Below are 20926 nucleotides of genomic sequence, written 5' to 3' on the forward strand. Positions count from 1 at the left end.
ATGGAAAGACGCGTCAAAGCGGCCTTCGAGCAGAACCTCAAGGTCCTGCCGATGGATGAGATCCTGCCCATGCGGCGGTTGGAGGACAGCATCCTGCGCTCGGTCAAATACCGTCGCATCGCTCGATCCGTCGCCGAAGTCGGGGTGATCGAACCGCTGGTGGTCGCCAGGCCGCGAGGGCAGGGGCCTTGGATGCTGCTCGACGGCCATGTCCGTCTGTCGATCCTGAAGGAACTCGGCGAGCGGGACGTCCGCTGCCTGATCTCCGACGATGACGAAGCCTTCACCTACAACCGCCGGGTCAATCGGCTGGCGACCATTCAGGAGCATTACATGATCGTCCGTGCGCTGGAGCGGGGCGTGCCGGAAGAGAAGCTGGCGCGGGCGCTGGATGTGGACGTGAAGGCGATTCAGAGAAAGCGCGACATGCTGTGTGGAATATGCCCCGAGGTGGTCGAAATGCTGAAGGACCGCTCGGTGAACCCATCGACCTTCACCATGCTTCGCAAGATGCGGGCGGTTCGCCAGATTGAGGCGGCGGAGCTGATGATCTCGGCCGGAAACTTCACCGGCTCCTACGCCCGAGCCCTGCTGGCCGCAACCCGACAGTCGGATCTGGTTCGGCCCGATAAACCTAAAAAAATCGGCGGTATGACTCCGGAGCAGATGGCGCGGATGGAGCGGGAGATGGCTTCGCTCACCGCGGACTTCAAAGCGCTGGAATCCTCCTACGGCGATGATGTCCTGCAGCTGGTTATCGCGTCGGGTTACCTGTCGCGGCTGACCGCCAATCCGGCGATCGAACAATGGCTTGCCGGACGCCATCCGGAGATTCTGTCGGGATTTCGGGCAATCATCAGTGTGGCTTCGTTGGATGAGGCGGTCGAAGAGGGAAGCGATGACGACGCGGAGGCGTCCGACGACGGCGAAGGTGTCCGTGCGATTTCTTCATGGCAGAAGTCTTGGCCAGAGGAGGAAGATTCTAATCAGGTTTAGTGTTGAAGTCGACGCGCTAGTTCTCCAAAGACGCCAGCATCTTTCCAGGCTGTCCGGTTTCCTATGACATACAGCCGCTCTTGAGCGCGGGTGATGGCTACGTTGAGCAGATTGGGCTGTCCGCCGGCCCAGCCGCGAGCGCCCCGTTGCTGGGCTAGCGGGGCGCCCAGTACGAAGATCACCGCCTCGGCCTCGCGCCCTTGAACTGTATGGACAGTGCCGACGCGTTCTTTGACCCACTCCTTGGGATCGGCGACCCAACCTTCGAGGACTCGACTTTCTAGGATCGCCCGACGTAGGCCGTCTTTCACAGCGACGAAGGGAGACACGACATAAAGAGCCGGATCGACGCCCCGGCTCCGAAGCTCCATGAGGAGCGCCATCGTAGCCTCGCCCTCCTCGGGCGACCATTTGTCCGTAGCGCCGCCCTCGACGTCGATCCACCGGGAAGGGCCCAGGACATCGCCGATGGGCGATTGGCCGGGCCGCTTAGCCTGCACCATCAATCTGCCGTAAGCGACGGCATTTGCGATGCTGAACATCGGGTCAGCGCACCTTCGGTGGACGAGCAGGGGAACGCCGACTGTCCGCGTACCAGCGCCTGCCGTGAACTCCGCCATGTAGGGCGTTGCGGCGTCTGCCAGGGTTTGTGTCGATGCCGCTGGCGCATTGAAGCGATCAGGATCAACGCCGAAATGACGTTGGATCGCATCGGTCAGCGTATCGGGTAGAGTGACGACCGGTGGAATTTGTATGGGGTCGCCGACGACAACGGCCCGCCGGCTGCGGATCAGGCCTCCCACGGCCGATTGGGGCGTGGCCTGACCAGCTTCATCAACGAGAAGCCACCCCAGACTGTCGGGTGGCAGACCCTCGAACATGCGGTCCATCGACGCGAAGGTCGTCGAGATCACGGGGGTGATCAGGAACAGGGTGGACCAGAGGTGTGGAAGCAGGGCGCGCTTGTCCGGTGTGGTTAGGGCGGTTCCCGCGAACACATTCATCAAGGCGCCGACATTGTGGCGAACCGGACGGGCCGCGGCGTCGATGAAGGCCTTATGAAGGTCTAGGGCGGCGACGAACACCTGGTCGCGACTGCGCTGGGTCACGGGGTTCAGCCAAGGTGTGCTCGTGTGACGATCCTCATGGGCTTGATCGAAGAAGGCACGATCTACGAAGCTGGAGCCAATCTCCTCGCGACGAACCACTACAGCCGCCACGATTGTTGATAGCGCGTCAAGAATCTGTTGGCCTTCTCGGCTCGGTGGGTCTCCGAGTCTGCACCACTGCGACAGCTTGTTCAGCAACGGCGTCGGCAGCGTCTTGCCCTCCGTCGTCGCCGTCAGCGGCGCTTCCAGTTCCGCTCGAGCTTCTTCCAGGGCCGAGCGCCACGCCCGCCACTTACTAAGCCTGAAAAGACGGCTCCAAAATCCCGGCCGAAGCGTGGAGGCTTGGTGCAGCTTCTCGACGGCTTCTAACAAGCGCGGCAGGGTCGCCCACCGGCGTCGCACTGTTTCGAGCTCGGCAAGATTCGCCTCGCTCTCCTGCAAGGCAGTAGAAAAGCGTCGTCTAGCTTCCTCCCAGCGCTGAAGCGCCTCGCTGCGGCTGGTCGGCGCGTTCTCGGCCGTGACGACGCGCGGCGGACGCTCCATGACGGGGGCGTTTACCCCGTCACCCTCTTCTTCCACCACCGGCTTCGATCCTCGGGCGGCATCGAGATAGGTGGAGAGGCCGACATCCTTGTCCCACCAGAAGGTCTGCCGGAAACGATAACGGTTGGCGGCGTTGCCGAGTACGGCGGCGATCAAGCCCCAGCTGTCTCTTTGGAGCAAAGCGTCCGACGTGGTCTTCCAGTATCTCAAACCAGGCTCGTCATCGGCGATGGCGCTGGAGGCGGGCAGTTCGGCACTAATGTTTTCGACAGCCTTGTTGTTGGACGAAGCGACAAGCAGCTCATGGCCGCGTAGGCTTGACGCCAGTGAGTAGAGGTGAAGCCAATTGTTGCCGGCCTTGAGGCGCTGGTTCGACGAGGTGAACGCGTCCTCGGGATCATCGAACGCGACCATCTCTCGCGCACGGTCGGTGACGACAGCGGCGACGAGGTCGCGTAGCAGAGTGGTTTTGCCGGTTCCTGGCGGGCCGTTGACGCCGACGATGCCGCCGTCCCGTGTTTCTTGCCGGGCTAGATTGACCGCCGCCTGCTGCAGCAGGACCAGTGGATGGCGTCCCCGACCCGGCCAACGCACCGGCGGATGAAGGTGGGGCGCGACTGCGCCGCTGAGCGCCGCTCGGCTGTCTAGGAGATCTCTTTGCCCGGTGGGCGCGATCAGCCCCAGGTATTGTTGCAGGGCCCGCGGCGCTCTGCCGGTCCGAACCAGAGTTCGAGCAGTGTCGAGGTCGCGCAGGAAGAAGCTGTTGATCAGTAGAGGGGAGGGCGTTTCGGCGCTCTTGAAACCCACATAGCTGCGGACGGCGAACGCTGGCGGGCTGACCAGGTCGGTCGGAACATCGAGCGCAGCGACCAGGTCTCGATAGGCCCGCGTCAGCATTTCCGAGGTGACGGGTATGGGATCGCTCGACTTGTCTTGTCGCCGTACGATCTTCTCGACCCGTTCGATCAACGCGGGCTCTGCGTCAGCCCAGTTCGCTAGCGAACTGACCCGCCCTGCCAGCGCCTGGGGCAGGCCCCAGCCGAAGCTGGCTATGGCGACGGGATCGTCCTCGATGGGGCGCCCCCGCTGATCGACGATCAGGATGGCCAGCGGAGCTTTGCCCCGTGCCGAGGGACGCTCCGCACGGGAGTCGCTGAAGACCCGTGTCAGCCGCTCCACCGCCTTCGGCATGTCGATGGCGCCGAGCACGATCTGATAGTAGACGCGCGTGCCGGGTTTGGCCTTGTCGCCCCGCTCCCACGGCAAACCGCGGTCCAACTGAGCGATGTTGCGCCGATCGTCTCCAGCCAAGGCCTCAGGCCTCACATAGGCCTGGGGCGACAGCACCTCCAGGGCCGTCCACGCCTGAAGGATATCGACGGCGTCGTTGGTGATGGATTTAGCCGATTGGGGTGTCGACTTGGTGGGATGCTCCTGTTCCAGCTGGATCGACGGTACGACGGGTTCGGACGGTGCAGGCGTTGCCGCTACAGTTTCCCGCGGAGGCGCCTCCAAGCTGTCGAGTGCGGACCGCACTTTGCCGGCCAGGATACGCGCACGATTGGTCGTGCGGTGATCAAGCTCCTTGGCCAGGGCCTGCAGCTGGCGAGGATCGGCTGATCCGTTTTCGAAAAGCTGCTCTAGATCAGCGATGGTGGAACTCAGGTATGGCCGCAAAGAAACTTTCCCCCCGGACGTCGGGCGCGCGGTGCGCCATTTCACTCAGTCGCCGGTGGTCACAGCAGCGCGAAGTTCTTCGATCCGAGCCTCGCAGGCCTCGCGCACCACTTCGCGCAGCACCTCAATGCGTTCAGTGAGGAAGGCCAATTCTTCGTCGGTGATGCGGTAGTGGCGTGAGTAGCGGGCTTTGACGTAGGCCGCGCGGAGGAGTTCGAAGCAGCGCTTCTGGAACTTGGTGTCGTGGGGCCAGACGTCGCGGAGCTTCGGCTCCAGCGGCTCCGTCATGTTGCGGAGGCGGATGAGGTTGTGGCTCTTGGGGGAGTAGAAGGTCAGGACCTGCAAGAGGCCCTGATAGATGGTTTCGGTCGTCTGATGCAGAAGGAAGGCGGCCTTTTTCGTAAAGCCTCGCTTGCGCGCAGCGTCGGCCAGAAAGAAGAACTCTTCGGCATCCTCCTGCCATTCCTCGAAGTATCCCGAGGCCTCTTCCAGAGCTGTTGCCGGGGGCAGGGGCTGCGGCTCGGAAAAGGTCGCGCCGGGCGTGTCCTTCAGGACCACGCCGTCGCGGGCGATGTCGATGAAGAAGCCGCGCCCGTGCTCCAGCTTCCAGTTCACGTCGTCCAGGCTATGGACGATCAGGCTGACGGGCGTGCGCATGGCGCCCACCGACAGTTCGGCCAGCAGTCGCTTCTCCACATCTTCCCAGAACTCGAAGTCGGTCAGGTCCTCGTGGTCCACGACGACAAGAAGGTCGAAGTCCGAGAAATACCGCCCGACCGGATCGTGGACCCAGTCGCCGCGCGCATAGCTGCCGAACAGGATGATCTTGAGGATGCGGCCGTTCTTCAGCCGGTCGGCGCGCCGCGTGGAGATGGCCTTGGCGAAGCCGTCCTGAATGATCTCGACGGCGGCGTCGAGTTCACGCTGTTTCGCGAGCGGCAATTTCCTCAGCGGACGTTTCATGCCCGGAGTCTCCGAAATGCGGAGCCGACATGCAAGAGTCGAAACGCCCCGATTAGCGTATACCTAGGCTGTCGCGCCCATCATCGCTACGCTGGCCGATGCGGGCGCCGGTTCCATAGGGCGTCGTCTGTTCGCCGTAGGGCCGGTTCGCCGGAGAATCGTCGCGGCGCCGCCTGAAAGTCCCGGGCCTCCACACAGAGGTTCCAACGCCCGCACCTTTTCCTCTTTCGACATTGGCTTCGGTCTGGGGCTCCAAGCGTCAGAGAGGGTCGTGATCTTTGGGGGCATGTCGCCTGCGTCCGTGATGCTCCGACGGTCTGTGGGTCTTTCCCCTGATTGCGCGCGCCACGGCGCGGCCTCTCGAAAAGGCGGATCTGACCGGAAGCCGGTCGGCTGAGCGCAACCGCGCGCTCGACTTTCTTCCCCGGCCTGACGGCCTCCTCGCGCGACAAGAGACTCTCGCTTCCGGTCCTCCGCTTCGCTGCGGGGGCTCGCCTGCGCTCGCCCTGCGCGCCGACCGGCCTCCGGTCTCCCGATCGCCATTGAGGCCGCGACAGGCGTGGCTCGACAGCAAGGAGAGACTGACATGGCCGCCATCGGAACCTTCACCGCCCAGGGCGACGGCTACACCGGGTCGATCAAGACCCCGACCCTCAACGTCAGGAGCGCGACCCTGCGCCCTAACGAGAAGTCGGACGACAAGGCCCCGGACTACCGCATCTTCGCAGGCCAGACCGAGTTCGGCGCCGCCTGGAAGAAGACCTCCCGCGAGAACCGGGAATACCTCTCGGTCAAACTGGACGATCCCAGCTTTCCGGCGCCGATCTACGCCTCGCTGGTCGAGGTCGAGGGCGGGCACAGCCTGATTTGGTCCCGCTGAACCGAAGCGGCGGCGCGCCCGGCGCGCCGGCGCCCTTCATCCGAACAATCCAACCTTGAGGAGGCCGCCATGACGCGCCCCGCCGATCCCGCTCGTCCGGACATCTACGCCCGGATCACCAACCAGATCATCGACCAGCTGGAGGCCGGCGTTCGGCCGTGGACCCAGCCCTGGACCGGAGGCCATCCGGTCACCCGTCCGCTCCGCCACGACCGCACGCCCTATAGCGGCATCAACATCCTGCTGCTGTGGTCGGAGGCCTTCAGCCGAGGGTTCGCCTCGCCCACCTGGATGACCTTCCGTCAGGCGCTGGCGCTGGGCGCCCATGTCCGCAAGGGCGAGAAGAGCTCCACCGTGGTCTACGCCAACCAGATCGTCCGCACCGAAACCGATGACGCGGGCGATGAGGTCGAACAGCGCATCCCGTTCCTGAAGGCCTACACCGTCTTCAACGTCGAACAGATCGACGACCTGCCGGACGGCTATCGTCCGATGTCACCTGAGCCGGTCAATCCCGACGAACGGCTGGAGGCGGTCGAACGCTTCTTCGCCGGACTGGCCGCCGAAATCCGCCACGGCGGGTCGGCCGCCTATTACGTCCCGGCGTCGGATCATGTGCAGATGCCGCCGTTCGAGACTTTCCGCGACGCGGGCGCCTACTACGCCACGCTGGGTCATGAGTGCGTTCATTGGACCGGCCACGGGTCACGACTGGCCCGCGACTTCAGCCGCTCGACCCAGGCCTACGCCCGCGAGGAACTGGTCGCCGAATTGGGCGCAGCCTTCCTCTGCGCCGATCTCGGGCTCGAACTGGAACCGCGCGAGGATCATGCCGCCTATCTCGGCCACTGGCTCAAGGTGCTGAAGGCCGACAAGCGGTTTCTCTTCTCGGCGGCGGCGCATGCCCAGAAGGCGGTCGCCTGGCTGCATAAAGCGCGTCCCTGATGGCCTGACATGTCGCTTTGAGCCTGAGCCGCGTCCTGACCGGGCGCGGCTTCTTCTTTGCTCGGATGGGGACGGATGGCGATGAGATGCGGGAAGTCGTCGCCCTCGGTTGGGGCGCCCTTCAGGGCGGCGGGCGAGCGGCCGATTGCGGCCGCCGAGGGGAGGGCGGGGAACCTCCGTAGGCCTGCGGGGCGAGGCGGTTCGCGGTCTAGGGCAGGATAGGCTTTGCGCCGGCAATGTCTGACAGACCCGCTTCTCTATGGACCGCATCACCCTCCGCCTTCCGCCCGACCTGGCCCGCCGCTTCGACGCGGCGGCGGCCGCGCGTGGCGGACGGTCACGCTACCTGCGGACGATCATGGAGGCGGCCGCACAAGCATCTTTGCCTGCGCCCCAGCCGGGCCCGTCAGGCGCGAAGTCGGCCAAGCTGACCATTCGACTGACGGACGCGGACATGGGCTTGCTGGAGGCGGAGGCAGGCCGCGCGGGAGTATTGCGGACACAGTGGGCGGTCATGCTTATCCGTCGCCGGCTACATGGGCGCCTGCAGCTGACGCCGCCGGAAGCGATGGCGCTGATCAACATTCGGCGCGAGCTCCACCGCATCGGAGTCAACGTCAATCAGATCACCCGGGCGTTGAACACGGCTGTCATGGAAGGGGCCGTACTCAACTTGGAGATCACGCAACTCGCCGCCTTCGCTGCCGAGATCCGAGGACATCTGAGCGGGCTGGAACAAGCCTTCGCGGGCAATCTGGCCTACTGGTCGACCGAACCGTGAGCGACCTGCGCCGACCGCTCGGGTTCGAAGAGGCGCTGCGTCCGCCCATCGACGTGCGTCGGGCGCGCATCACTCAGCCGGTGCTGCGTCCGCCGGGGCGAGCGGGTGATGCGGCGGCCTATGCGCAGCTCGCTCGGATTATTCGGCGAGCGCCCGAAGTGATGGTCAAGATAACCGGCAGAACCAAGGACGGCGGCCATCTGCGCAGCCACCTTGACTACATCAGCCGCAACGGAAAACTGAAGCTGGAAGGACCGGATGGAGAGCGGTTTGAAGAGCGTGCGGAAATAAAGGCGCTGGCTGCCGCATGGACTCTGGAGGCAGCGCTTGAGCCGGGCGGTCGGAGGGATCGGCCACTGTCACGGTCCATCGTTCTGAGTATGCCGAGAGGTACGGATGTGATGCGGGTGCACGATGCGGCGCGAGCTTTCGCAGCTGAGGCGTTCGGTGATCGTTTCCCCTACGTGTTCGCCCTTCATGATGAAGGCGGTCATCCGCACGTGCATCTGACGGTGAGGGCATTGGGGTCGGACGGCAGTCGGCTCAATCCAAGAATGGCGGACCTGGAGGTTTGGCGCCAGCGCTTCGCTCAGGCTCTGCGCGACCGCGGTGTGGAGGCGGAGGCCAGTCCGCGTCGTGCGCGTGGCGTCTTGCACAAGTGCGAGCGTATGAAAGTGCGGAAGATGCGGCAGCGGGGGGCGGGGCCACCAGCGCCGCTCGCCTTGGTCGTCGCCGATCAGGAGAATGCTGCGAGAAGCAGAAAAGCTGCTCCATGGGAATCCAGCCGGCAGAGGAGGCAGGGGCTGATATGCCGGGCGCTTGCCGCCGAAGCCGTCGCCCTGTCGCGCTCGGATAGGCCTGAGGATCGGAGTCTGAGCTTCGCCTTGATGAAGCACGTCCGAGGTCGGGCAAAAGAACGCCGGGGTGACGAGAGCTCGCTGAGAACGATTGAACGGCAGCCCGATCGTGGGAATCGCTGAGTGACGCTGTTTGACTCAGAGCGGCGGTTCATGATGTCCGTTCTCTGACGACAGTCGACGCTGTGCGAAGACGGCTGACCGGACCTGACCCAAGGGGCGCGAAACAGGTCCGCGGTTCGCGCTAGAATTGACTTACGTTCACGATTTGATCTCAGCGATCGAGGCGGGGGGGGGGGTGAAATCTGCGATAGCAATCCCATCTTCTTGGGGATCACGGTGACGCTTGGTCTCCCGGCGGTTCGGAGGGGCCGCTTATCAATGTCGTTGGGATGTGCCACGCTCGTCCCATAAAGCGTTGCTCATTTAATTTTCGTGGCGATGTAGTCTGCGCGAGCTTTCATGCCCTTTTCGTCGTCGTTCTTGAGGGATTTTCTCACGTCGGCCAGATAGCGCCGTCCGCGATTGGTTCGCGCAGCCTCGTCGAATAGGTTCAAAACAATGGCCCCCTCGTCGGCGAGACGCGCGAACGTCGCCGGATTAAGAGGGCCGCTGATAAAACGGTCTACGACGGTCTGCCGAAGCCGTTCATGCGGCTCCCATCCAAACCAATTTCCCCAGTCCAAACGCCACAGGACAAGCCGCTCGGCTTCATAGGACAATCGACGTTTCTCCAGCGCCCTGTATAGCCGCGCATAGGCGTATTGCATCAGTTGCGCAGGTGCGCCGGAACGCCGCCCCAGCGCCCGGGACATGGCGAACGCAGCGAGATAGTCCTTGTCTTGATCCGGCACGCTGCCCGATGTGCTATTGATCGCAGCCAGCCAAGCGTCCTGTCCTTGAAAGTCACTGATCTGGTCAGGGTCCATGCTTCGCGCGAGCGAAACTACGATCCACAGGTGCTGAAGACGGCCGGTTCTTAGCAGTGCCTCCGCCTTCGCCGGGTTACGGCCAAGCGCAGTCACCCAATGACGGCTCACGTCGTCCGCCTCGTTCGACGCATTCAAGACATCCGCCAAGCCATTGGCGTCAGCCAACGCGATGATCGCCTGGGCCGGCTGAAGGCGACCTGAGGCGATCAAGGCGGTCGCCACCTTTGACGCGGTCTCTGGCGTCACGAGAGACACAAGGTCGTCGCCCCCGTCGATGCGCCAGAACGCCGATGTCTCCAGAAGGTCGGGACGCCGCTCAACGATCATCGGGGCCAGTTCGACGTGCTCGCGAAGACCTTCGATCACATCTTCGGACGTCAGGAGCCGCAATCCAGCATCGGCGGCGGCGCTCAGTGCGCCAACCTCCGACAGCGCGGCGGCGAACCTGGTCGGGGAACGCCGCCACAAAGCGGCGCCCAGTTGTGCATCCATAGCGTCGGCGGTCGGCAACACACCCTGCTCATAGGCACTGACTAGGAACATGAAGACATCATCATCCACCCTTTCCGGGTGTCGCATCGCTTCGCGCGCGATTAACGCGCGCACCGATCGAGCTTGCGGCCGGCCCTCCTCGTCCAGTCGTTCGAGCGCCTTCACCGCGCCGCTCAGATCGGGCTCCTGGTGCGTGAAGGCAGAGTCGTAGAGCCTGCACAGAGAGATCATCGCGCGTCGACCGCCTTCGACGTCGCCCCCGACCCGTCGTAAAAACTCGCGCAGATCGGACGCGGTTGGATCTACGAGATCAGCAAGTAGAGGCTCTAAAGCGGGGTCGGCTCCGACCTCGTCCGGAAAAGCGGACTGCGGGAAGCGTGTGCGGGACGAGCGCTGAGGGCCAGCGGCCAGTTGGAGGTCGAGCGGTCCGCTTCGCAGACTGCGCTCCACGCCGGACAAGGTGCAAAAGCTGAATGCGCGTCGCAGGCGCGGCCACTGCTGCATCCAGATCGCAAGCACGAGCGTCTCGTCATGCGAGGGCTCAGCGGCGTCCGCGGCGATCCCTCGATCCGGCACCGTATAGAGGGCGTTTAAAATCAGGCGAACGCGCTCATCGACATCGATCCGAAGTGGCGCACCCTTGACGTCGAGTTCGATCGGCGACGCATACGATCGAAGCGCGCCAGCGTCCGGGCGGCGGAAGCTCTGCCGCAAGGTGTTAGTCGACGTCATCGCCGCGAGGTCGGCGTTGTCGATCAGCAGGGAATGCGTCCACACGCAGCCCGGTCGCGGCATTTCCGGCGCAGCCCAGGTCCGGGCCAGGACGTACTTTCCGACCCCCTCAAGCGGATAGCCCGTGAGGTAGCCGTCGACTCCGGGTTTCACGCCAGGTCCGGAGAGGTCGCTCATCACCTGCATCGTACGGGCATCTTGACCGGCGAGCGAAAGCGACGACGAGATCAGGCGATGCCCGTCGCTGTAGCCATGCAGCGTCTGGTGCAGAACCGCACCCGTCATTCCCGGATCAACCAGTGAATTGGCTTGGTAATATCGCTGCTTTGCGTGTCGCCATCGACGAGACGTATTCGGTCAGACGGGCGCTCCAACTCACGGATGGTCTCGGTCTCCTGGAAATGCTCGCCCTTGTCAGCGTCCTCATAGACACCGCCCTGCGCGCTCACGCCCCAAACTCGCCACATCCAGCGGTCTCTTCCGCTCCTCAGATACTGATCGACCAAGGGCATTCGCGCCTTCAGAAACGCTTCGGGCTCAAGCTCCTCGGCGGCGACCTTGTCCCATGCCGAGATCAGGATCGCGAGGCGACGAGGGCCGATGCCGAGTTGGTCGGACATCAGCATCTGGAGAAGTTCGACGACCTGCACCTGTGTCGGCGCCAACTCGGGCGACCAGTCAACCGGTTCGGGCTTGACGGCGGGTGTGCCAAGCCCCGCCGCCTGGGCGATGGCCATGCGCTCGACGACCCAAGCCGGGTACTGGATGGTGTCGCCATTCACGAGAAGGACCAGAGCGGGGCGACGCAGCGTCTCCGTCATCTCCTCTTCGATTTCCCGCGCCTCCCACATCCGGCTGAACTCTTCGCCAGGGATGTCGGGAAAGGCCACATCCACCGATGCGTCGTCGCTGTCCTTCAGACGCATCTCGACCGTCTTCATTCCGGTCTGCTGGGTCCGTTGTTGGATTTTGCCTGCCCGCCACCGCTTGGCCAGGGCGTTCAGATGTTCGTAATTGCCCCGGCTCAACCGATCGAACGACAGCGCCGTGACCGCGCCCTCTTCTCGAACGAGGTGCCAAAGCGCGGCCAGCAGCGTGGTCTTGCCTGATCCCGGCAGACCGATGATCGAAACCTGTGACACGACGCCGCTCACGACTGCGTATCCTCCGATGCGGTGAACTGATCGATCTGCCGCTTCAGATGCAGCGACGGCGAGGGGAGGCTTGCCGGTGCCGCGCTCACCCGAAGCCAGCTCGCGAGCAGTTCGGAAAGGCCTTCGCCGCGCTGTACATCTTTCAGCGCCTTTGGCGACGCCGCAATGACAAAGGACTCCACCGCTTCAAGCTTGGCGTCATGGCGGTTCCGAATGCTAGTCACGATCCCCTCGAATTCCGACATGGCGCGCTCCGCGTTCGCGGACGCGAGCACCATGTCCTTCTTGGTCAGAACCAGCACCAGGCGTTGGCGGGAGCCCAGAACCGCCGCCTCAATCAGAGCGTCCACGATCTGCGGCGTGATCGCCTTGACCTCATGGCGCTGCTCGGAATCGATCAGATGCGCGCCATCGACCAGCACAGTGACGACATTGGCCCGGCGAAGCTCGAACAAGCCGTCAGCGTTGGCGAGATCATCGGTGACCGTGAGATAGTCCTCCCCCGATCGGTCGCCGATGAACAGCGAAAGGATCTCTGCGCTGGAGGAGCCGCTGAAGTCGAGATGAAAAAAACTCGCAGCCGCCCCGCGGATCGTGCGGTCGGTGAAGGGCTCCTCGCGCTGAGATTCACTGCGCGCGTGATGGCAAACCATCTCGAAGCCCACCAGAGTTGACGACCCTGCAAACGCGTAGGCGCCGACAGGCCCTTCCTGCAACTGATCATAGAGGCCGGCGATCAGGCTGGTTTTGCCGGAGTCATGCGGACCGACCACCCCCACGGAAAGGGACAGGAACCTCTGCTGCAGGCGCGCCGCCTGCGTGCGGTCAAGCGGCGTGCCGGCGTCCAGCGCGATCAGCACCGTTTCCGGCACAGGCGGAGCGACCTCCACGTGCTGGGGCTCCGGGATCGCATCGACCGAAAGCTTGCCGTAGTGCGGACACTCCGGTAGCTCGTAGCCTTCAACGCACTTTCCGTCTTCCGCTACGCGGCAGTCGTGGTTCGAGCAGGTTGGCGTGTCCGATGTCATGGCCTTAATCGTTCACATAGAGGAACAGATGCTCGCGGTAGAACTGCTCGGCCAGGTCCAGGGCGGTCATTTTACCCGTCGCCGAGAGCCCGGTGAGCGCTTCCCAGCCGGCTTGCCAGGCGTCCGTCGAATCCACTTCCGATCGTTTCTCCAACGCAAAATGGATCGGCGTCGTCGCAGGTGAAATGGCCGAACGATCCGAGGCGGCTCTGGCCCAGTCGATGCCCACTGAATTGACGACATCAGCCAGCTTGAGCGCGTTTGCCGATAGACCCGCTTGCGCCAGCATTGCGCCAACCGAAACCGGCCCCGGCGAAACGGTCGTCATCCGACCCAGCTCACGTCCCAGGATGAGCGGTTGTTTGACCGCCTCGATGTCACCAAAGGCTTGCTGAAGCTCCCGGCTTCGCCCGCCCATCAGCCACCAGAGCATCTGCAACTCCTCATCGCTGAGCGCGATGCGCCGAAGCAGCGCTGTGGTCGTCGCATTCTGCCGCTTGATCAACTCGCCCAAAGCTTCGTCAACCGCGTCCTTTAGCGCGCCGAGATCATCCCTGTGCGCGGCGGTGTCGGCGTCGTCCGTCGCCTCTTCCATTTCGAAGTCCACGCTCGGCGCTTCAATCAGCAAGGTCGCCAGATCGACGCGTTCGTGTTGCTTCGCGGACAGGGCGATGAGCGCGCGCCCGGCGAGATTGACCAGATCCATAGGCAAGTTGGGCTTGCGGGCCCCGGCGAACGCCGTGGTCGTGACCGCCAGCGCTGCCGCAGGACGGTTGCTGAACAGTTTTACCAGCACCGCAGCGCAGACCACCTGAAAATCTCGAGCTGATTTGGCGGGATCAAACGCCGGATCGTGGTCTTTGAAAGCCTGAACCACCCTTTGGTACGCGGCGTCCAGGTCTGCGTTCTTGTGGCCGCTGGCCGGCGCCTTCGTCGCAAACGCGAGGCGCACCAGAACCTCGACGAGCGGAGCCGTCGGGTTCGCCAAGAGGTCGCAGAGGGTTTTCCAACGCTGGTCCCGCGTGGAGGTCTCGTCCATGAACTCCTGGGCGTACCATCCCGCGAAGTCGCTGCTAATCAGCGGATACTTGGCCATCGTCAGTTCTCCCGCTTGGCGACTTCAGCCGCCACCTTATCCATCAAACCTTGCTGGCCGGCTCGGATCAGCGCTTGTCCGTATCGTTGAGGCTCGGGCAGCTTCATTTCACCATCCTCAAGAAGGCCGAGAGCCTGTACGATCTCACGGCGCTGGCTGCTGGAGAGGCGCCAGAACCGGTAGAGCAGATCACGCGTATGCTCCTCGCCCATGGCAGCCTCCGCGTCGTATGAGTCAGTGTCGCTTTCGGGCGCCGGCGGTGCCTGGCCCGGGGCGGCCGGCGCGCCCGCAAAACCGCCATCGATTTTTGGTAGGGGCGGTTCCTCGGGGACCGCAATGGTCGAGCGGAACACCGTATCCCCAGCTTGGGTTTCGATCGCGACAAACTTCTCGGGATTGGTCTGCCAGCGCCGCTGGTGCAACTCTACCCGGATTAGGCGGTCGGCCCCAGTTCCTTCGACGGCCAGATTAATCAGATTATAGCCGGGCTCATACGGCTTCTCCGAGCGCGACGGGTTCACAGCGCCCGCACCAAGCCGAACGTAGTTGGATTCCAGAACCGCCCGCTGCTTGTGCTTGTGACCGAACAGATGAAATGCGGCGCGCGTCGTGAGGACGTCGTCGACCTCCTCACCGTCCTCAAGCCAATCGAGGGGGTGATGCATGAGAACTAGGTTGGCCGTGTTCGGCGCAGGATCGAGCACCGTCTGGATGCCGCTCAGATACAATGAACCGAGCACATCGTCCTCGCCGCCGCGACCTGACAATAGTGTCGACGTCAATCCGTAGAGGCGCAAGTTCACGCCCCCGCCCAGATCAACGTCCTGATGCCAGAACGGCTTCTTCGGCCAGATCTGGCAGCCCAGCGGCGCGGCAAAGTCATTGTAAGCGGCATGCGGCTTGAGAAGGTTCTGCCCCGCTTCCTCATCCCGCAACTGTTGACGCAATTTCCATTCGCGCCCGTTCAACGGTTCTGAACCGATGGCGTGCTGAACGTTCTGGATCGACACGCCTGAGCGGATAATCCCTCGATCAACGTCGTGATTGCCCGGCACGACGAAGATGCGCTCCATGGGACAGTGTGAGATCACGGCGAGCTGCTGGATCCAGACCCATGCCGTCTTGTACTCATCCGGATGAGCCTTGTAGGCGACATCGCCGCCGATCAGGATTGCGCCAACGGGGCCCTGTTTTTCAATTTGCTGGGTCAGGTCGCGCATCATCCGTGTCCGCACGGGAAAATGCGGATCGGTATCTTGATCGAGGCATTCCGGCGCCTGGAAGTGAATGTCCGAGATATGAAGGATGAGCACCGCGATTTCCCCGACCCCGCCGGGGCGATTCTCGCCTCTCAGCTAATCTGCTGATATTTCATCAAAAGAGATTCGTGTCCAAGTCGAGCGCAACTCTAGGGCATTCGCGCGTGATTGCGTGTTTTTCCAGTGATGGCGGCAGCCCCTGCTTCTCGCGAATAAATGTCCGCTTTGAGCTGCCGCTTACATGACCGCTCTTGATGCTGTGGACGGCTCTCCAACCCACCGGCGGCGTTAGGCCTCCGGCAGAGCTGGAGGAGAGCCATGGGACAGGTAGCCACGATTGGTTTGGACATCGCGAAGTCGGTGTTTCAGGTGCACGGCGTCGATGCTGAGGGCGGCGTCGTCATTCGACAGAAGCTGACGCGAGCGCGGCTGCTGAAGTTCTTCGAAAAGCTGTCCCCCTGTCTGGTCGGGATCGAAGCTTGCGGAACGGCGCATCACTGGGCCCGCGAACTGATTGGCCTGGGCCACGACGTGCGGCTGATGCCGCCGAGCTATGTGAAGCCCTATGTGAAGCGCCAGAAGAACGACATGGCCGACGCAGAAGCGATCTGCGAGGCGGTCACCCGGCCGACCATGCGCTTCGTGCCGGTGAAGTCGCCGGAACAGCAGAGCGTGATGGTGTTGCACCGGACCCGGTCGATCCTGATCCGGCAACGCATCCAGATCTCCAACGCAATCCGCAGCCACATGGCGGAGTTCGGCATGGCCGCCGCCGTCGGCAGGCAGGGATTGCACTCGCTGATCGAGGTGGTCCACGACCCTGCTGACGAGCGCGTTCCAGTTGAGGCGAGGGGGTGCCTCGCCATGCTCGCCCCGCAGCTGCGGCTGGTGAACGAGCAGGCTCTAGAGACCGATCGACTGATCCGGACCAACGCCCGATCGACCGAGGTCGGGCGGCTGATGGAGATCCCCGGGGTGGGCCCGCTGCTGGCCAGCGCTCTGGTCGGCACGATCGCCGATCCAAGGGCCTTCAAGACCGGTCGCAATCTCGCGGCGTGGATCGGCCTCGTTCCGAAACAGAATTCCAGCGGCGGCAAGGAGCGGCTGGGCGGGATCACCAAGCAGGGCGACCGATATCTGCGACAGATGCTGGTCGTCGGCGCCTTGGCGGTCGTGCGCTACGCCGTGAGGAACGGCACGCGCCGGCCGTGGCTGGTCCAGTTGCTCGCTCGGCGAACGCCTAAGGTCGCGGCCGTCGCTCTCGCCAACAAGACCGCGCGAATGGTCTGGGCGATCATGACTTCGGGTGAGCGCTACAGGGAGCCGCTGGCGGCATAGAGACAGGTCGAGGCTCAGCGCCGAGGCCAACGAACTTGGGAAGGGCGGACAGGATGTAATGCGACAGCCGGTCGATACCGGAAGGCGGGAAAACCCACTTGCGCCAGAGCGCCTCGAGCGCGTGCTTTTGGTCGGGACCCGGCTTCGCGGAAGGCATTATGGCCAGCGGTCATGCATACCGCACCAACAGGTCGAACACATGGCCGCACCGACCAGGCTCAGCAGAACGTCAGATCAACCCTTGCCAACGGGGAGCCGTCCACACATGGCGCTACTTGGAAGCTAAATCCGCTGAGCGGTGGAAGCTCTCGAGGGCCGCATGCTGCTCGTCGAACGGACCGAGGACGGGCTGATCATTAAGCAGTCACCCGGCTGGACGTGGTCAACTCTCTCTCAACGAGGAAGAGGTAGCCTGCGATTATGAATCGCTTTCGCCCTCATCGTGGCAGGATCCACGTCCATAACGTTCATAAGAAGCGTCGCGCCGGCCGTCCAATTCGGTTCTCGGCGGTCGTCGCGGGTCTTGCGGCCGCAGCGTTTGCGATTGTCTTCTACTGGCCCTCGGACGACGAACCGCAGCCTCTGGTTCAGAACTTCGAGCGGATGCTGGAGGCCAGGGCGGCGCCGAATCCCGTCGACCGCTTCATCTGTGATGTTGCCTATGTAAACGACGGCGACACCCTTCGCTGCGAGGACGGCACGCGCGTTCGGCTACACGCCGTCGCCGCCCGGGAAACAGACGAAACGTGCTCCCCTGGCCATCCCTGTCCCGCCGCATCAGCCGCTTCCGCGACGGCGGAGCTCCGGCGGCTCGCGGCAAACCGAACGATCAGTTGCGAGCGGGTAGGGCAGAGCTATAGCCGCGTCACGGCGATCTGCTGGACGTCGGAACAGGAGGAGATCAACTGCGCCATGATCCGCAGCGGGACTACACTACTGTGGGAGCGGTTCGACCGGGAACGTGCGATATGTCGATCCTAACGTCGAACGTGCGCTGCCCGCCGCGTTTGGCGACGCGCAAACCGGAAATGCCGTGACGATGTCGCTTTCTCAGGCCGGGACTGTGGGCTGGCGGTCCGACGTTGCGGCGCTGCTCGGGTGCAGAACGTCCAGCATGTCCGCATGAACGGCGGGCCAGGGCTGTGAGAGATCGATGGTCGCTACCGTCACGTCATGGTCGTCAATCTGATATCTCTGGATCGAACGCCCGCGTGGGGAGGCGTAGACGAGGGCGCCGGCGACGGGTTTGTCTGTCGTCCCGCGTCCGGCGTGCTTGAGGTAGGCGTACAATTGGTAGAGGTGCGACGAATTGATTTTCGGCGCACCGTGAGACCACCGGAATGGTTCCGCATAGAACTTCGCGTCCATCACTAGAATCCTGGTGTCTGATCGAAGGGTCAGATCGGTGCGCATGATCGGGATGAGAGAGTGATCGCCCGAACCGTTGCGATCGACGTTCCAGCGCATGTTCTCGGGCCCGGCGGTGTATCCGACGGCGTGGAGACGGAAGAAATTCTGGACGAACAATTCGAAGATCGCGGACATCCTGATCTCGTCCCGGATGATGTCCCCGAAGCGGGATCCGTCGCCGCCCTCCTGCGGCATCGCCGCACGCCAGACGAACTCGCAAAGGCGGAGGAGTTCTCCATACTGACCGGTGTTTCTGGAGAGCTGAACCCGGCTGAACAGGTCCGTGGTGACCCGGATGTCGCTGACCCAGCTCAGACGCTTCTCGACGGCGCTCAGGGCGGCGGACAGATGGGGGAGGACCAGGGCGTCGCACCGCAGGAGACGCACCGTGGCCTTGAGCAGTTGGTTGTGCAGCACGTCGACGCTGAGCTCGTCGAAGCGGCAGACGACGGCGCCCCTGTCCAAGCTGCCGGATTTGAGGGTCTCGTCCAGCAGCAGTCGCCCCCGGGGCGCGCGCAGCTCGTCTTCCGCTGACAGGTATTGACGATCGAGGCCTCGACGCAGCAGGCGATTCAGTCCGTTCACGAGCACTTGCGCGAACAGATTGGGTAGGTCGGGGCAGTCCTCGATGCCGACCTCGACCGCGCCGTTCTCGGGATAGCGCTCCCAGGCGTAGCAGAAGAGATAATAGAGGTTCCGGATCGGAATGGTCACGGCGCCGGCGCGAGCAGTCTGTGGCGGGCCTCGGCTTCCTTGTCGCTGTCGTCGAACCAGTACTCCGCCAGCAGAGGCGCGATCTCGGTCTTCACGATCCGTTCGTACCAGGCCTCCCCGAACACGTCACCGCGGCCCGGCACGAAGAAGCTGTGGCCGATTTCGAAGCCCGGACCCAGGTTTCTGACGTCTGCGGCGATCTCGTCGTTCAGCGCGCACATCCGGGCGACGATGCGCTCTATGATCTCGTCCGGAACACCCTTGCCGCGCAGGTGCGCCGTGAAGCGGTCGGATCGGTACTGGGGTCTGAGCGGCACGAAGGCGAAGCGGCGGCGCAGCGCGTAGTCGACCATCGAGAGCGACCGGTCGGCTGTGTTCATCATGCCGATGATGAAGAGGTTGTCGGGGATGTGGAAACACTCAGCGGCCGTGTCCGCGTAGGCAAGCCGCGCGGCCCATTCGACCCCCCGTTTGTCGGGCTCGATCAGCAGCATGAGTTCGCCGAAGATCTTCGACAGATTGCCGCGGTTGATCTCGTCGATGATCAGGACGTGGCGGCGGCTCCGATCTTTGCGGGCGGCGTCGCATACGCGCAGAAACACGCCGTCGCGCAGCGCGAAGCCTCGGTCCGGCGTCGGACGATAGCCCTGGACGAAATCCTCATAGGCGTAGGACTGGTGGAACTGGACGGTCTCGACCCGATCCGGATCCGCTTCGCCGATGAGGGCGTAGGCCAGCCGCTTCGCCATGAACGACTTGCCGACACCCGGCGCGCCCTGAAGGATGATGTTGAGCTTCGCTTCCCAAAGCTCGAGAATCTCATCGATTTCCGACTTGGGGATGAAGGCTTCTTCAGCGGCGTCGGCGCTGGTGTAGGGTCGACGATCACCCGCATCGGCAGGCGCTGCATCGGCTTCAGGATCGTCGAACGGCGACGCCAGGGCGGATGCCAGGCGATGGGAGAGTTTCGAGAGGTAGATCCCCTGGCTGCCGCGGAAGTCTGCGCCGTATCTGGCGTAGGGATAGTGTTTCGGGCGCTCGTTCAGATCTTCCAGGATGTCGTCCCGGTGGCGCGTTTCGATCTCGTCCATCGGGATCGGCGTGCTCAGGGGTTCACAGCCCTCCAGGGCGATCTTGTAGTAGGCCTCAGCGTCGCCCCATGATCCCGGCGCGCTCGGGCGCTCGCTGACGGTTTCAAAAGGCTTGGCGACGACCGAGCGGCCCCAGAGCCAGCGTTGTCGCGGCGGGCGGCCGGGAAGACCGGCGACCAGGTGATAGACGGTATCGCCCGGAGCGGGCCCGCGCATGACCGAATAACGGTCTGCGCCGTCCGTCGACGTCGTGGGACTCCACAGCCATGACCCCAGCTCCCAACCGGGTCCGCCGTGGCCGTGTTCAAGCGACGTGACCTCCGCCCAGACCGCTGCATCTTCGGGGGCGGACGGTTGCGGCGCGGCCTTGCCGGCATCACGCCATCTGCTGCTGAATTCTTCATCGTAGAAATCGAAGCGGGGGCCGCGCTCTTCCGTGATCCGCCGGCGCAGCGCCGACAGACTCCGATCCCGATCCGCCCGGTCCATAGCCTTGATCTTCGCAGGCGGCTCGTCGGTCAGACCGATCAGCACCCGCCCCTTGTCCGTACCGCTCGAGATGCGTTCGAACGTATCAGGAAACAAGAGGTGCTCGAGGATGTGGGCCAGCTGCTTTCCGGGAGCGTTAACCCGGGTCAGAAAACGGGAGAAGGCCCAGGGTTCGCTGAGGATCTCGCGACGTTCGTCCGGCGTCGTCGATTTGAGAGCCGTCATCAGATCGAGGAAGTAGCCGAACTCGAAGGGCCGGTTCTGGTTGTAGCCCATCCCGGCGGAGCCGACGCCGCCGAGCACGCCGTCTTCGAGCAGGGCCGTGTTCAGGGCGGCGGGGCTCGAGCGCCAGCTCAGGATGACGTCCAGATTCTCGCGCTTCTTCCTCGCTCCTATATTCGAAGGGAAAAGAAGCATGACATAGAGCATGTCGGCGGCGA

Annotated in this window: 15 protein-coding genes; 6 read left to right on the top strand and 9 right to left on the bottom strand. The window is 63.6% G+C overall.

Annotated elements, in window-relative coordinates; genetic code table 11:
• Entirely contained in the window at positions 1-996 is a 996-nt protein-coding gene (locus IFE19_RS07600) for a plasmid partitioning protein RepB C-terminal domain-containing protein (RefSeq protein ID WP_207826938.1), read from the top strand.
• Here IFE19_RS07600 and IFE19_RS07605 read toward each other — a convergent pair.
• Complete coding sequence (locus IFE19_RS07605; RefSeq protein ID WP_207826940.1) at positions 993-4370, bottom strand: DEAD/DEAH box helicase; 3378 nt, start codon at positions 4368-4370, stop codon at positions 993-995. The genes IFE19_RS07600 and IFE19_RS07605 overlap by 4 nt on opposite strands.
• On the bottom strand, positions 4371-5288 hold the full coding sequence (locus IFE19_RS07610) for a HEPN domain-containing protein (RefSeq protein ID WP_207826942.1): 918 nt from the start codon (positions 5286-5288) through the stop codon (positions 4371-4373).
• A gap of 586 nt (positions 5289-5874) precedes the next feature.
• Here IFE19_RS07610 and IFE19_RS07615 point away from each other — a divergent pair.
• The 4 genes from IFE19_RS07615 to IFE19_RS07630 all read left to right on the top strand — a co-directional run bounded on the left by IFE19_RS07615 (position 5875) and on the right by IFE19_RS07630 (position 8874).
• On the top strand, positions 5875-6168 hold the full coding sequence (locus tag IFE19_RS07615) for a DUF736 domain-containing protein (RefSeq protein ID WP_207826945.1): 294 nt from the start codon (positions 5875-5877) through the stop codon (positions 6166-6168).
• 69 nt (positions 6169-6237) lie between these two features.
• Positions 6238-7113, top strand: a complete 876-nt coding sequence (locus tag IFE19_RS07620; protein WP_207826947.1) for an ArdC family protein — start codon at positions 6238-6240, stop codon at positions 7111-7113.
• A 259-nt stretch (positions 7114-7372) separates the two neighbouring features.
• Positions 7373-7894, top strand: a complete 522-nt coding sequence (mobC, locus tag IFE19_RS07625; protein ID WP_207826948.1) for a plasmid mobilization relaxosome protein MobC — start codon at positions 7373-7375, stop codon at positions 7892-7894.
• Positions 7891-8874, top strand: coding sequence for a relaxase/mobilization nuclease domain-containing protein (locus IFE19_RS07630; RefSeq protein ID WP_207826950.1), 984 nt, complete (start codon positions 7891-7893; stop codon positions 8872-8874). The genes mobC and IFE19_RS07630 overlap by 4 nt, the downstream gene beginning before the upstream one ends.
• A gap of 299 nt (positions 8875-9173) precedes the next feature.
• On the opposite strand, the gene IFE19_RS07635 is transcribed toward IFE19_RS07630, so the two are convergent.
• Genes IFE19_RS07635 through IFE19_RS07655 form a run of 5 tightly spaced genes read right to left on the bottom strand, consistent with a single transcriptional unit; the run spans position 9174 to position 15498 of the window.
• Complete coding sequence (locus tag IFE19_RS07635; protein WP_207826952.1) at positions 9174-11192, bottom strand: GAP1-N1 domain-containing protein; 2019 nt, start codon at positions 11190-11192, stop codon at positions 9174-9176.
• Positions 11189-12061, bottom strand: coding sequence for a TRAFAC clade GTPase domain-containing protein (locus IFE19_RS07640; protein WP_207826954.1), 873 nt, complete (start codon positions 12059-12061; stop codon positions 11189-11191). Before IFE19_RS07640 ends, IFE19_RS07635 begins: the two co-directional genes overlap by 4 nt.
• Positions 12058-13089, bottom strand: a complete 1032-nt coding sequence (locus tag IFE19_RS07645; protein ID WP_207826956.1) for a TRAFAC clade GTPase domain-containing protein — start codon at positions 13087-13089, stop codon at positions 12058-12060. Before IFE19_RS07645 ends, IFE19_RS07640 begins: the two co-directional genes overlap by 4 nt.
• Positions 13090-13093: 4 nt before the next feature.
• On the bottom strand, positions 13094-14185 hold the full coding sequence (locus IFE19_RS07650; protein WP_207826958.1) for a GTPase-associated system all-helical protein GASH: 1092 nt from the start codon (positions 14183-14185) through the stop codon (positions 13094-13096).
• A gap of 2 nt (positions 14186-14187) precedes the next feature.
• Positions 14188-15498: a metallophosphoesterase gene (locus IFE19_RS07655; RefSeq protein ID WP_207826959.1), complete on the bottom strand. Its 1311-nt coding sequence runs from the start codon at positions 15496-15498 to the stop codon at positions 14188-14190.
• A gap of 264 nt (positions 15499-15762) precedes the next feature.
• On the opposite strand from IFE19_RS07655, the gene IFE19_RS07660 reads away from it, so the two are divergent.
• On the top strand, positions 15763-16782 hold the full coding sequence (locus tag IFE19_RS07660) for an IS110 family RNA-guided transposase (RefSeq protein ID WP_207826961.1): 1020 nt from the start codon (positions 15763-15765) through the stop codon (positions 16780-16782).
• Positions 16783-17832: 1050 nt separating this feature from the next.
• Here IFE19_RS07660 and IFE19_RS07665 read toward each other — a convergent pair.
• Positions 17833-18906 carry a 5-methylcytosine restriction system specificity protein McrC gene (locus tag IFE19_RS07665; protein WP_207826963.1) on the bottom strand — a complete coding sequence of 358 codons (1074 nt, stop codon included), beginning with the start codon at positions 18904-18906 and terminating at the stop codon, positions 17833-17835.
• Positions 18903-20789 (bottom strand): AAA family ATPase, encoded by a 1887-nt coding sequence (locus IFE19_RS07670; RefSeq protein ID WP_207826965.1) that lies wholly within the window; start codon positions 20787-20789, stop codon positions 18903-18905. Before IFE19_RS07670 ends, IFE19_RS07665 begins: the two co-directional genes overlap by 4 nt.
• Positions 20790-20926 lie beyond the last annotated feature (137 nt).

This window comes from Brevundimonas pondensis, assembly GCF_017487345.1.
GTDB lineage: Bacteria > Pseudomonadota > Alphaproteobacteria > Caulobacterales > Caulobacteraceae > Brevundimonas > Brevundimonas pondensis.

Excerpts from the sequence above, each read along its gene's own strand:
- IFE19_RS07600 (WP_207826938.1), top strand. The coding sequence starts at position 1 with ATGGAAAGACGCGTCAAAGCGGCCTTCGAGCAGAACCTCAAGGTCCTG.
- IFE19_RS07610 (WP_207826942.1), bottom strand. The coding sequence starts at position 5,288 with ATGAAACGTCCGCTGAGGAAATTGCCGCTCGCGAAACAGCGTGAACTC.
- IFE19_RS07615 (WP_207826945.1), top strand. The coding sequence starts at position 5,875 with ATGGCCGCCATCGGAACCTTCACCGCCCAGGGCGACGGCTACACCGGG.
- IFE19_RS07620 (WP_207826947.1), top strand. The coding sequence starts at position 6,238 with ATGACGCGCCCCGCCGATCCCGCTCGTCCGGACATCTACGCCCGGATC.
- mobC (WP_207826948.1), top strand. The coding sequence starts at position 7,373 with ATGGACCGCATCACCCTCCGCCTTCCGCCCGACCTGGCCCGCCGCTTC.
- IFE19_RS07635 (WP_207826952.1), bottom strand. The coding sequence starts at position 11,192 with ATGACGGGTGCGGTTCTGCACCAGACGCTGCATGGCTACAGCGACGGG.
- IFE19_RS07645 (WP_207826956.1), bottom strand. The coding sequence starts at position 13,089 with ATGACATCGGACACGCCAACCTGCTCGAACCACGACTGCCGCGTAGCG.
- IFE19_RS07650 (WP_207826958.1), bottom strand. The coding sequence starts at position 14,185 with ATGGCCAAGTATCCGCTGATTAGCAGCGACTTCGCGGGATGGTACGCC.
- IFE19_RS07660 (WP_207826961.1), top strand. The coding sequence starts at position 15,763 with ATGGGACAGGTAGCCACGATTGGTTTGGACATCGCGAAGTCGGTGTTT.